13 protein-coding genes are annotated in these 12077 nt (G+C 70.2%); 8 read left to right on the top strand and 5 right to left on the bottom strand.

Going from position 1 to position 12077, the window contains the following annotated elements; translation table 11 throughout:
• Nucleotides 1-59: 59 nt before the first annotated feature.
• The 4 genes from ACIBTX_RS04555 (at nucleotide 60) to ACIBTX_RS04540 (ending at nucleotide 2678) form a co-directional block, all read left to right on the top strand.
• Nucleotides 60-716: a hypothetical protein gene (locus ACIBTX_RS04555; RefSeq protein WP_396832036.1), complete on the top strand. Its 657-nt coding sequence runs from the start codon at nucleotides 60-62 to the stop codon at nucleotides 714-716.
• 9 nt (nucleotides 717-725) lie between these two features.
• Nucleotides 726-1535: an SDR family oxidoreductase gene (locus ACIBTX_RS04550; protein ID WP_357129607.1), complete on the top strand. Its 810-nt coding sequence runs from the start codon at nucleotides 726-728 to the stop codon at nucleotides 1533-1535.
• Nucleotides 1536-1703: 168 nt separating this feature from the next.
• Nucleotides 1704-2243 (top strand): orotate phosphoribosyltransferase, encoded by a 540-nt coding sequence (gene pyrE, locus ACIBTX_RS04545; RefSeq protein ID WP_396832035.1) that lies wholly within the window; start codon nucleotides 1704-1706, stop codon nucleotides 2241-2243.
• Nucleotides 2244-2300: 57 nt separating this feature from the next.
• A complete protein-coding gene (locus ACIBTX_RS04540; RefSeq protein WP_007454255.1) occupies nucleotides 2301-2678 on the top strand; it encodes a helix-turn-helix transcriptional regulator in 378 nt (125 codons plus the stop codon).
• A gap of 171 nt (nucleotides 2679-2849) precedes the next feature.
• Here the strand turns inward: ACIBTX_RS04540 and ACIBTX_RS04535 are convergent, their stop codons facing one another.
• Nucleotides 2850-3674: a DedA family protein gene (locus ACIBTX_RS04535; RefSeq protein WP_357171689.1), complete on the bottom strand. Its 825-nt coding sequence runs from the start codon at nucleotides 3672-3674 to the stop codon at nucleotides 2850-2852.
• 121 nt (nucleotides 3675-3795) lie between these two features.
• Nucleotides 3796-5340: an LPXTG cell wall anchor domain-containing protein gene (locus ACIBTX_RS04530; protein WP_357392127.1), complete on the bottom strand. Its 1545-nt coding sequence runs from the start codon at nucleotides 5338-5340 to the stop codon at nucleotides 3796-3798.
• 181 nt (nucleotides 5341-5521) lie between these two features.
• Here ACIBTX_RS04530 and ACIBTX_RS04525 point away from each other — a divergent pair, with 181 nt between their 5' ends.
• Both ACIBTX_RS04525 and ACIBTX_RS04520 read left to right on the top strand, forming a co-directional pair.
• Nucleotides 5522-6007, top strand: coding sequence for a SigE family RNA polymerase sigma factor (locus ACIBTX_RS04525; RefSeq protein WP_357129616.1), 486 nt, complete (start codon nucleotides 5522-5524; stop codon nucleotides 6005-6007).
• Nucleotides 6004-7068: an LCP family protein gene (locus tag ACIBTX_RS04520; protein WP_357129619.1), complete on the top strand. Its 1065-nt coding sequence runs from the start codon at nucleotides 6004-6006 to the stop codon at nucleotides 7066-7068. Before ACIBTX_RS04525 ends, ACIBTX_RS04520 begins: the two co-directional genes overlap by 4 nt.
• A 72-nt stretch (nucleotides 7069-7140) precedes the next feature.
• On the opposite strand, the gene ACIBTX_RS04515 is transcribed toward ACIBTX_RS04520, so the two are convergent.
• Nucleotides 7141-8691, bottom strand: a complete 1551-nt coding sequence (locus tag ACIBTX_RS04515; protein ID WP_396832034.1) for an LPXTG cell wall anchor domain-containing protein — start codon at nucleotides 8689-8691, stop codon at nucleotides 7141-7143.
• Nucleotides 8692-8836: 145 nt separating this feature from the next.
• Complete coding sequence (locus tag ACIBTX_RS04510; RefSeq protein ID WP_396832033.1) at nucleotides 8837-9049, bottom strand: hypothetical protein; 213 nt, start codon at nucleotides 9047-9049, stop codon at nucleotides 8837-8839.
• Nucleotides 9050-9171: 122 nt separating this feature from the next.
• On the opposite strand from ACIBTX_RS04510, the gene ACIBTX_RS04505 reads away from it, so the two are divergent.
• On the top strand, nucleotides 9172-9555 hold the full coding sequence (locus ACIBTX_RS04505) for a phage holin family protein (protein ID WP_354860252.1): 384 nt from the start codon (nucleotides 9172-9174) through the stop codon (nucleotides 9553-9555).
• 136 nt (nucleotides 9556-9691) lie between these two features.
• Nucleotides 9692-10717, top strand: a complete 1026-nt coding sequence (gene fbaA / locus ACIBTX_RS04500; RefSeq protein WP_124771129.1) for a class II fructose-bisphosphate aldolase — start codon at nucleotides 9692-9694, stop codon at nucleotides 10715-10717.
• A gap of 58 nt (nucleotides 10718-10775) precedes the next feature.
• On the opposite strand, the gene ACIBTX_RS04495 is transcribed toward fbaA, so the two are convergent.
• The gene (locus tag ACIBTX_RS04495) at nucleotides 10776-11969 is read right to left on the bottom strand and encodes a hypothetical protein (protein WP_357171685.1); all 1194 of its coding nucleotides are present in this window, start codon (nucleotides 11967-11969) and stop codon (nucleotides 10776-10778) included.
• Between the last annotated feature and the right edge of the window lie 108 nt (nucleotides 11970-12077).

The following is a 12077-nucleotide window of genomic DNA, read 5'->3' as shown; positions in this document are numbered from 1 at the left end:
ACGACGCGGACGATCCCTCCGAGTAGGTTGCAACCCGACGCCTACCGGAGGGATCCGTCGTGTCGTACCCCGAACCGGCACCGCCCCGCCGGCCCGCCGTGGTCCCGGCGGCCACGGCCGTGCTGCTGCTGATGGCGGTCGGCGCGCTCGCGTACGCCGCCGTCGACCTGGCGGTGCTGGGCCGGACGGTGGACGAGTTCCGCGCTGTGGCGCGCAACACCTCGGCCAGCCCGCAGCAGATCGACGGCGTGGTGGCCCTGCTGCGCGCGTCGGCGGCGCTGACCGCGGTGGTCGCCGGGCTGTCCGCGCTCGTGCTCGCCGGACTGGCCCTCGGACTGTTGACGGGTCGACGGGGCGTACGCGTGGCCACCTGGGTGGTCTGCGGGCTCGGCCTGCTCGCGGGCTGTTGCAGCGTGGCGGTGCTCGTCGGCGAACGCGCCGCGCCGCTGCGGCTGGGGGCGGACGAGCGGGCCACCGCCGAGCTGCTGGGTCTGCTCTCGGACGCGTACCCGTCCTGGTGGATTCCGCTCAATGCCGGGCTTTCCGTCGGGCAGGCCCTCGGTTACCTTGTGGTAGCCGCGCTGCTGGCCCTGCCGGCGGCGAACGCCTGGTTCGGTCGACACCGCCGCACGGCACCGACCGCGCCGTCCACGTTCCCGCCCGCGTCGCACCAACCCCCGCAGGCACCGGCCACGCCCCCGTACCCGCCCAGGTGAGGACCGCCCGTGACGCTCGAATCCACGACCCCCGAGCGACGGGCCCTGATCACCGGTGCCACCGCCGGCATCGGCGCGGCGTTCGCCCGGCGCCTGGCGGCCGACGGTTGGCACCTGGTGCTGGTCGCCCGGGACGCGGATCGACTGGCCGCGATGGCCACGGAGCTGGGCGCCCGACACGGGCACGACGTCCAGACGCTGCCGGCGGACCTGTCCACCGATGACGGCTGCGCCACCGTCGAACAGCGGCTGGCGTCCGACGCTCCCGTTCACCTCCTGGTCAACAACGCCGGCATCAGCCTGAACAAGCCGTTCCTGCGCTCCACAGCGGAGGACGAGGCGCGGCTGCTCCGCCTCAATGTGCACGCCGTCATGCGATTGACACTGGCGGCGCTACGTCCGATGACCGAACGGCGCGATGGGGCAGTGATAAATGTCTCTTCAGTTGCTGGGTTTGGCGCGGTGATGCCCGGGTCGACCTACTCGGCCAGCAAGGCGTGGGTCACCAATTTCAGTGAGTCCGTGGGCCAGTCGGCCCGCCCTTTCGGCGTCCGGGTGATGGCTCTGTGCCCCGGTTACACCCGTACCGAATTCCACGAGCGGGCCGGCATCAACATGTCCAAAACGCCGAACTGGATGTGGCTGCGAGCCGAGGACGTCGTCGAAGAGGGCCTGCGTGACCTGCGCAAAGGCAAGTTGGTGAGTGTTCCGGCGTGGAAGTACAAGGTGGCCGTCGCCGGTCTGCGGCACGCGCCGCGCCGGCTACTCGAAGTGGTCTCGCGCGACACCCGCGGCCGGATCGGTCGCGAGGAACGCTGAGCCCTGGGCGCGTCGTCGCGCCGGAGACGCCGCCGTCGGTCGTTGGCGCACCGCGACCGAGCCAGTCGCTGAGCGTAGTCGGACATCGCCCGTCATCGGTGTCTCACCGCCCTGATTCGGCAGGCCCGTCCACACGGCGTTCAGAGTTGCGCAGTAACCTCTATCGCCATGGGGGACCACGACGACCTGCGCAAATTCATTACCGACCTGGCTGTGGTCCACGGACGGGTCACGTTGTCATCGGGGCGCGAGGCAGACTGGTACGTCGATCTGCGACGCGTCACGCTCCATCACCAGGCCGCTCCGTTGGTCGGTAAGGCGCTGCTCGACCTGACCGCCAACTGGGAGTACGACGCGGTCGGTGGCCTCACCCTGGGCGCGGACCCTGTCGCGCTCTCGATGCTGCACGCCGCCGCTGGAACCGGCCGCGCCTTGGACGCCTTCGTGGTGCGCAAGGCGGGCAAGGCACACGGTCTACAGCGACGGATCGAGGGACCGGAGGTGGCCGGCCGCCGGGTGTTGGCGGTGGAGGACACGTCCACAACGGGCGGAAGTGTGTTGACCGCCGTCGAGGCTCTTCGCGAGGCCGGAGCCGAAGTCGTGGGCGTGGCGGTTATTGTTGATCGAGGCGCCGGCGACGCGGTGCGAGCCGCCGGATTGCCGTACCGGGCGGCCTATACGTTGGCTGACCTCGGCCTTGTGGCGTAAAAGTCTGCCGATTCGTATCTGCTGATATGCAGGCGGATCGATGCTGCTGGTGGAAGGATGGAATACGTGGGAACTGCGTTGGCCGAAATGACTATGCCTCAGATCTCGCCGCTTGCCGGTGAGCCGATCGAACGTGCCGATGCCGAGCGTCTCGCGGGGGTCCTCAAGGCCCTTGCGGATCCCGCCCGGTTGCGGCTGCTCAGCCTGATCCAGTCGGCCCCCGAGGGCGAGGCGTGCGTCTGTGACCTGACCGCGCCGCTCGGCCTCTCCCAGCCGACGGTCAGTCACCACCTGCGTATCCTCACCGAGGCCGGCTTGCTGGAGCGGGAGAAGCGCGGTGTCTGGGCGTACTACCGGCTGGTCCCGAGCGCGATCGCGACGATCGCCGACCTGCTGACCCCGCCGCGTAAGCGGGCCACCAAGAAGGCCCGCTGACGTAAGGCGCTGCGCACCGTCTCGTACCCGGGGCGGTGTCCGGTGGCGAACCAGGGGTGGCGCCACCGGTAGCTGATACCTGCTCGTCCCCGGCCGCACCGCCGGAGGCCGGGTCCGCCATGCCGACGGCCGACCCCCACACCAGGGGGCCGGCCGTCGTCGTACCCGGGATCAGCGCTGCTGACCGTGGCCGTGCCCCCCGCGACGGTCGTGCGGGTGCTCGTCGTGGTCGAACTTCTCACGCACCGCGTCCACGGCGCCCGCGGCGCTGGCCGCCGCGACGACCGCGACCGCCTCGCCCCGCTTGCGCGCCCGCCGGTCGCGGAGGAACTCGAAGAAGATCGGCAGCACCGAGATCAGGATGATCAGTGCGACCACCGGCAGGATGTAGTGGTCGATCTTGTCGCCGATCGCCTTGTAGATCCGGTCGGCGAGCAGGTAGCCGATCAGCAGGATGCCGTCCACCCAGAGCACCCCGCCGACGATGTTCCACAGCAGGAACTGCCGGGCCGGCATGCCCAGCGCCCCGGCGACCGGGTTGAGGAACGTCCGCACGATCGGGATGAAACGCGCCAGCACCACGGCCTTGGCCGGGCCGAACTTCTGGAAGTAGTACTCGGCCTTCTCCACGTACTCCTTCTTGAAGAGCCGCGAGTTGGGTCGCTCGAACATCCGTCGGCCGTACCGCGCACCGAGCCAGTGCCCCAACTGCGCGCCGAGGATCGCGCAGATCGGTCCCCCGATCAGCAGACCGGCCAGCGAGAGCCGGGTGCCGTCGCCGAAGATGGCGTCCGCCACCGGCGAGGCGGCCACCCCGGCGAGGAACAGCAGTGAGTCGCCGGGGAAGAAGAAGCCCACCAGCAGGCCGGTCTCGGCGAAGAGGATCACCCAGACGCCGACCAGCCCGAAGGTCTGCAACAGGTCCTTGGGATCGAGCGGGTTCAGGGCGACGCTCTCCGTGAGAGCGCGGGTCTTCTCAGCTGTGTCCACGGCCACAAAGGGTACCGAAGCCCGCAGTCCGGGCCGCGCCGGACCGGTGCTCACCACCCGGTTGCCGGATACGACGGTGCCCCGCCGACCAGCGTGGTCGACGGGGCACCGGTACCGCTGGGATGGATCAGGCGACGAAGCGGGTCCGGCGGCGCTTGGCCACCAGGTAGCCGCCGACGCCCGCGGCGAGCAGCAGCGCGCCGAGGCCGGCGAGCAGGCCGGTCGACTGACCGGTGATCGGCAGCGAGCCACCGTCACCGTTGCCGCCACCCTCGCCGCTGGACGAGGCCGGGTTGATCACGATCGTCGCCGTGTTGTTGCCCTTGTTCGGGTCACCGGCGAGCACGGTGGTGACAGCACCCGAGGCGTTCGCGTCGACCTTGTCGATCCGAAGTCGGAACTCGTACGTGGTCACGTCGTCCGGCCAGGTCTCGAGGCTCAGGCACGCGTACTCCTTCGCGCCCGGCTCACCCCAGGCCGCGTCCCACGGGTCCCACGCGGTGCCCGGCTTGAACGGCACGCAGTTGGGGTCGACCTCTACCGCCGTGGTGCCGGCCGGAACGGTCACCCGAACCGGCAGGTCCTCCATCCCGAGGTCCGGCGTGCCCTGGCCGATGTACTCCAGCACCGCCGGCCCCAGGTTGGTGAAGCTCGGCGCGACGGTGACCACGTCGCCCTTCTTGCCACTTGCGGTCGCGCCCTTGGCCGCGAGGTCAGCCGAAGTGTTGCCGGTTACCCGAACGCTCCCGATGGTGACGTCGTTCGACACGTCGACGTCGGTCTGCGGCACCCGTGCTGCCTGCATCGACTGCTCGACCAGGCGGAGCTTGTCGCCGTTGCCGGGCTTGAAGTCCTCCATGGGCGAGTCCTTGGACGCCAGGTCCCAGTCGTCAGTGGTCCACCAGGACAGCGCCACTGAGAAGGTCGCACGGGTGCGTGCCTTCGCGCTCACCTTGATCGGCATGCCGTTCGAGAGCTTGTACGACTTGCCCGGCTCGATCTTCGTGTCGAACGCGCAGACGGCGACCATGCCCCACTCGTCGGACCTGCAGTTCGAGTGGTCGCCGCCGTAGGCGGCGAGTTCCTGGGCCTGCAACACGAGAACGGCGCCATCGATGGCGGTCTCGCCGGTGTTACGAACGACACCCGGCAGTCCTGCCGTGGTGCCCGGGGCGCCGCTGGCCTCGACGGTCGGGTCGCCCGCCAGGTCGACGCCCTCGGCGATGGTGACGCCTGCCGTCGCCTTGGCGGTCTTGCCCCCGGAGGTGATGCTGATCGCCAGGGATCCCTGCTGCCCCGGCTTCGCGTCGTCCTTACCCGAGACCGTGTAGTCGAACCACGGCGGCATGCCGTCCTCGGTTTCGCTCTCGCAGTGCAGCTTCGTCGGCGAGACGTCGCAGGTCCAGCCCCACATCGGCTCCACGATGGCGAAGTCCGCGACCGCGGAGAGGTCGACGTCCACCGAGGTCTCTCCGAACGTCGGCTCGGACTCGTCATCGGTCGGCCGGGCGTAGAGGTAGCCGGACGTGGAATGACCCGGTGCCACGAGCACGTCATGCGTGGCGATATCGAAACGGGCCTCGTCGGCGAGGGCCGGGCTGGCGGAGGCGGCGACGAACGCGCCTGCGACGCCCAGTCCGGCGAGCCAGCGCCGGCTGGAGTGGGTGAGCATGAGGGGGATTCCTCCAGTAGGGGGATTCAGGTGCAGCCTGTGGATCTTAAGGAACCGCTAAGGTTCGGCGTCGTCCCTGATCACCGCCTGGTCAGCAGGACGAACCGAAAGGCTGATCACCGCCACCGCAATGTTCAGCGGGTCCGCTCCCGTCAACTGAAGCAGGAACCCGGGAGGTGCAGTGACGTACGAGGAGTTCGCGGACACGCGGCTTGCCCCGCTGCTGCGGTACGCGGTGATGCTCACCGGTGATCCGCACCAGGCGCAGGATCTGGTGCAGGAGACGATGGTCCGGGTCCAACTGAACTGGCGGCGGGTCGCCCGCGCGGACTCGCCCGAGCGGTACGTGCGCCGCATGCTCACCAACCAGTACGTCGACTGGAAGCGCGGCTCGTGGATGCGTCGGGTACTGCTGCGCGGGGAGCCCGACGAGTCCCTGCCGGCGTCCGCCGACCACGCCCAGTCCGCCGTGGACCGGGACCAGATCTGGACCTGGCTGTCCCGGCTGCCGCGCCGGCAGCGCGCCACCCTCGTGCTGCGTTACTACGAGGATCTGCCCGACGCCGAGATCGCCGACATCCTCGGCTGTGCCGTCGGGACCGTCCGTTCGTCCATCTCCCGGGCCCTTGCCACGCTCCGGGCCGAGTACGTGGAGGTTCCCTCATGATCGAGGATGACCTGCGTGCCGCCTTCGCCCGGCACGAGCCGCTGACCCCGCCGACCGGCCCGCTGCGCGCGGCGATCGACCGCCTGACCATCCGCCGTCGCCGTCGGCGTCGCCGCTGGCAGGCCGGTGGTGTCGCGTTGGCGCTGCTCGGGGTGCTGGGGATCGGGGTGCCGCTGCTGACTCCGGAGCGCGGGGGGCCGCCGCCGGCCGCCGAACTGCTCGGTGAGTCCGCTCGACCGGTGCCAACCGGCGCGCTGAACATCCTGCTGCTCGGCATCGACGGCGACGGGCCGGCGGCGACGCGGGCCGACGCGGTGCTGTTGGTGCACATCCCGGCCGACCGCAGTCGCCCGTACCTGGTGTCGCTGCCCCGCGACCTGGGCGTGTCGATCCCGGGCCACGGCACCGACAAGCTGAACGCCGCTTTTCCGGCCGGCGTCGGGTCGACCCGGCCGGAGATGACCAAGGGGTACGAGTTGACCCGGCGCACGGTGGCCGAGCTGACCGGGGTACGGGTGGATGCCGGCGTGGTGCTGACGTACCGCACCGTGAGCGCGCTGACCGACGCCGTGGGCGGTGTGCCGGTCTGCCTGAGCGAGCGGGTGCGATCCGTGCACACCCGGCGGGTCTTCCCGGCCGGCTGCCAACGTCTCGACGGCGCCGCGTCGGTCGACCTGCTCCGCCAGCGCTACGGTCTGCCCGCGGGGAGCCAGGACCGGGACCGCAACGCCCGTCTCTTCGCCGCCGGTCTCGTCCGCCAGACCACCGACCGGGGCGCACTCACCGATCCGGTACGCCTCGCCAGACTGCTGGCCGCCGTCGGCCCGGACCTCGTGGTGTCACCCGACCGGGCGGCCGTGCTGGACCTGCTGCGGCTCGTGCCCACGCTGCGGTCGGTCGAGCCGGTCGGGCTCGGTCTGCCGGTGGCCCTGCCGAGCGCGAGGGACCGCTCGCTGCGGGCCGACCCGACGTTCGTGCCGGATTTCCTGAAGGCGCTGCGGGAGGACCGCCTCGGCGACTGGGCGGCCCGTCACCCGACGTTGGTCGACCAAGCCCGGTGACTCCGTGGACTGCGACGGCACCCCACCGCCAAGGGGACGAACGACGGCGGGGTGCCGGTCAGGCGGGGTCGGTCAGGCGACGAAGTGGCTGCTGCGACGTCGGGCGATCAGGTACGCGCCGAGGCCGGCGGCGAGCAGCAGGCAACCGAGGCTGGCGAGCAGGCTCGTGGGGGTGCCGGTGATGGGCAGCGAACCACCGCCACCGCTGCCACCGTCACCGCTGCCGCCGCCCTGGCCCGGGTTGACCAGGATCGTGGCCCGGTCGTTGGCCGGCTTGATGTCGCCCCTGAAGCCCTCGCCGGCGGGACACTCACACGGCGCGTTGACCCATACCGTGCCCTTGGCGTTGGGGACGACCCTGTCGATACGTAGGCGGAACTCCACGGTGTAGGTCTCGCCCGCCACCAGGAGCATTTCCGATGCGCACTGGTACGTGCGGGTGCCCGGCCGCAGTTCGCAACTGTCGGGGACTCCGACGGCTGTGGTGCCGGGCGGCAGCTCGACGACTGTGTGTGTGGCGGCCTCGTATTCCTCGCTCACGTTGTCGAGCGTCGCCGGGCCGTTGTTCCGGAAACCGACGGTGGCCGTGACGACAGCGCCGGCCCTGCCCTTGAGCGTGGCGCCGATCGCCGCGAGGTCGGTGCCGTTCCTGCCGGTGACCTTGATGATCCAGCCGGTGTAGTCGTAGCCCGGGCCGACGTCGGTCTGGTCGGCCTGCCGCATCCCGCTGGGTGCCCCGGTCAGGGTCAGCTTCGGGCCGCTGCCACGCGCGCCCTCTCGCGCGCCAACGGCTTCGCGAACCCGGGTCAGGTCCGCAAAGTCGGCAACGGTCATGAACTGGGCAAAGCCGGACAGGTTGCTCGGGGCGTAGGTGTCCCTGGCGAGTTCGAGGTTCAACGTGGTGGCGAGCCCCTCGCCCGCCGGGATCTCCTGGTCGAACTGGCAGGAGACCAGGTGGTCGTCGGAGTACAGGCAGTTGCTGAACCGATCCTTGGTCCGGATCGCGTACGGAAGGTCGAAGACCGCGACGAAGCCCGTGACGGTCTCGTCGCCGACGTTGGACACGGCCAGCGGCACCGAAACCTTCCCGCCCGGCTTCGAGGAAGGGTAGGTGAACGGCCCGCCGGCCAGGTCGACGCCCTCGCCGATGCGGACCCGCGAGGTGTAGCTGCCCTGCCGCCCGCCCGCTGCCTCGAAGCTGATCACCACGTCGCCGGAGTCGCCGAGCTGCGCGTCCTGAGTGGCGGTCAGGGCCACCCGTTTGGTAGCGCCTCGGTAGATCCCGCTGCCGAGCGGCGGCAACTCGTTCAGGGTGACGCCGAAGGACTCCGCGCAGACGAGAACGCCCGGCTCCGGTGTGGCGCACTCCTGCTGGTCAAAGGGGGCAATAGTGATCTTGTTGGCCAGTGAGCGGTAGTCGTACCGCACGGAGACGTCGCTGAGGCTCGTCGCCTCGTCGGCGTACAGAAACAGGCTTCTGACCTTCTCCGAGCCGCTGGCCAGGGTGGAGTCCTGGAAGTACGGCTCGATCGTTGCCGCGGCGACGGCGGGGGTTGCCGAGGCAACGATCAACGCTCCTGCGGCACCCAGCCCCGCCAGCCAGCGGATCGATTGCTTGAGCATGGGGGTCCTCCCGATGAGACAGTGGTGGCGCTCGCCCAACCTAGGGAGACCCCGACACTTTCGGTGACCCGGTGCTATCGATATTTGTCGAACGAACCGAACGGCTGGACACCTCTGCCCCAACGGACAACGGTCGTGGGGCAGGTCAGCGGTAGTCGTCCTCGTCCCCGGTGACCACCCGGGCCTGCTCCATGGCGTCCCAGTCGTCGACCTCCATGCCGCGGTGTGGCTCGCCGTCGACGTAGGCGGGGTCGACCGAGGTGGCCTGCTCGACCGCGTCGGCCGGCTCCGCCTCCGGATCGCGTTCGTCCGCGGCGAGGTGCTCGCCGGGGGTGAAGTCCTCATCGGGCTGACCCATCGTCCCTCCCGGGGTCTCGGGGCACGGCTCCCACCACCGTACGGGCTGCGGCCACTCCGCGCCGGCAAGCCGAGTCGGCCGAATCACCCCGGGACGGCGGGAGCCGGTGCCAGGATGGTGCCGTGGGCTTCCTCATCCGACTGGCGATCACCGCGGTCGCGCTGTGGGTGACCACGCTGATCGTGCCCGGGGTGGACGTGCACGGCCGTTCGGGTGGCAACACCGTGCTCACGCTGATCGTGGTGGCGCTCATCTTCGGTGTGATCAACGCCGTACTCAAGCCGATCATCCGGGTGGTCGGCTGTGTGTTCTACCTGCTCACCCTCGGCCTGTTCGCCCTGGTGGTGAACGCGCTGCTCTTCCTGCTCACCGACCGGATCGCGCGCGGGCTCGACCTGCCGTTCCAGGTGGACGGCTTCTGGGCGGCGTTCTGGGGAGCGATCGTGATGACCGTGGTCACCTGGCTGATCAGCGTCATCGTGCCGGACCGTCTAGACACCCGGTGAGCGGCTGACACCCCCCTCGGTTGGTCCCGCGCACCACACCTGCGGGATACTGCCGGGCGGAGGACAGCGCGGTCCGGCGCACACGTGAACAACAGCGGCCAGCACGGCCGAGAGTGGTAAGTAAGGAGCGCATCACATGCCCATCGCTTCCCCCGAGGCCTACGCGGAGATGCTGGACCGCGCCAAGGCTGGCCGGTACGCGTACCCCGCGATCAACGTGACCTCCTCCCAGACGCTGAACGCGGCGCTCAAGGGCTTCGCCGACGCGGAGAGCGACGGCATCATCCAGGTCTCCACAGGTGGTGCCGAATACCTGTCCGGTCCCTCGATCAAGGACATGGTCACCGGCGCTGTGGCGTTCGCCGCGTACGCGCACGAGGTCGCCAAGAAGTACTCGGTCAACATCGCGCTGCACACCGACCACTGCCCGAAGGACAAGCTGGACAAGTTCGTCCGTCCGCTGATGGGCATCTCGCAGGAACGGGTCAAGCGCGGCGAGGAGCCGCTGTACCAGTCGCACATGTGGGATGGCTCGGCCGTGCCGGTCGCCGAGAACCTGCAGATCGCCGCCCAGCTCCTCGACGAGGCCGCCAAGGCCAAGATCGTCCTGGAGATCGAGGTCGGCGTCGTCGGTGGTGAGGAGGATGGCGTCGAGAACGCCATCAACGACAAGCTCTACACCACCACCGAGGACGGCCTGGCCATGGTCGAGGCGCTCGGCCTCGGCGAAAAGGGCCGCTACATGGCGGCGCTGACCTTCGGCAACGTGCACGGCGTCTACAAGCCGGGCAACGTCAAGCTCCGCCCCGAGATCCTGAACCAGATCCAGGAGGCGGTCGGTGCCAAGTACGGCAAGGACAAGCCGCTGAGCCTGGTGTTCCACGGCGGCTCGGGCTCCCTGCTCAGCGAGATCCGTGAGGCGCTGGACTACGGCGTGGTGAAGATGAACATCGACACCGACACCCAGTACGCCTTCACCCGGCCCGTCGCCGACCACATGCTGCGCAACTACGACGGCGTGCTGAAGATCGACGGCGAGGTCGGCAACAAGAAGCAGTACGACCCGCGCGCCTGGGGCAAGGCCGCCGAGGCCGGCCTGGCCGCCCGCGTCGTCGAGGCGTGCGAGCACCTGCGCTCCACCGGCACCACGATGACCAAGTAGTTGCTTGAAAGGAAGGGCCCCTTATTAACAGACGTCTGTTAATAAGGGGCCCTTCCTTTCAAGCGGTCAGCAGGCGGACGGCCTCGCGGACGTCGTCGGTGAGGTGGATCGTCGACGACAGGTCACCGAACGGCGAGGCGGCCAGCAGCGGGCGCAGCAGCGCCTCCACCGGCAGCTCCCGCGTCCAGTAGTCACGGTCCAGGAAGATGTACGCGCCGCTGGCCCCGTCGGTGCCGTAGTAGGTCTTGGTGGCCGCCTGGAACACCTCCTGCACCGTGCCCGCCCGCCCCGGCGCGAACACGATGCCGCCCCGGGCGAGGCGCAGAATGGTGTCCTCCCGGATCGCGTTCGAGAAGTACTTCGCGATCCGCCCCGCGAACAGATTCGCCGGCTCGTGCCCGTACAACCAGGTCGGGATGGCCAGCCCGCCGGCCCGCGCCCAACCGAGGTCGTCGCCCCGCTGGCGGGGTACGCCCGCGTACCGCTGCCGGATCGTCAACGCCACCGCCGTGTACCGGTGGTGGTCGGTGAAGTCGGGCGCGGTGGCCAGCAGGTCGATCGCCGCGGTCAGGTCCGCCGCCGGTCGGTCCGCCAGGTAGGCGCCGAGGTTCGCGGCCTCCATCACCCCGGGGCCGCCGCCCGTCACCACCAGCCGGTCGGCCCGCGCCAGCTCCCACCCCAGCACCGCCGCCATCCGGTACGCGGGACTGCCGCGCCGCACCGCGTGACCGCCCATGATGCCCACCACCGACTGTGACCCGTGCGCGGCCAACCAGGCCCGGGTGGCGTCACCCAGCGCGTTGTCCACGCCGTGGTCGTGCAGCCGCTGGCCGAGCGCCTCCTTCACGTCCGGCAGCGCGCCGCCGTGTGCCCGGTAGTGCTCGTACACCCGGGTGTCGTACATCCCGGCGAACCCGCCCTCGACGAACCCGGCGGCAAGGTCGTCCGGGGTGTAGAGGTGCGCCGGCTGGGTCGGGTACGGCAGCCCGGAGAACGGCGGCACCACGTTCGCGCCGCGCCGGACCAGGTCGGCGCCGACCTCCCGGGAGGCGAACCGGCAGCCGACGAAGAGGGCGCCGGTGACCTCGATGCCGGTCAGGTCGGGCACCGGGGCGAGGTCGAGGCGTAGCCCCTGCACGGTCAGCCCGGTCAGCCGGCCGGTGACCAGTTGCCGGTCGAATTCGTCCCGGGTCTGGATCTCGTCGGCGTGCAGGTGCGGTTCGATGACGTCGGTGGGTGGTGGGGTCGGCACCGGGCCATCCTGCCCCTTCGGCGGGGTCGGCCAAACCCCGGACGGCCCCGGGACGCGACAGGAGCCCGGCGGTCGTGGCCACCGGGCTCCTGCGTAACCGGGTCCTGG

The sequence above is a fragment of the Micromonospora sp. NPDC049359 genome, from assembly GCF_044466585.1.
In the GTDB taxonomy this organism is placed as follows: Bacteria; Actinomycetota; Actinomycetes; order Mycobacteriales; family Micromonosporaceae; genus Micromonospora.
This window is presented reverse-complemented; position numbering and strand designations above follow the sequence as displayed.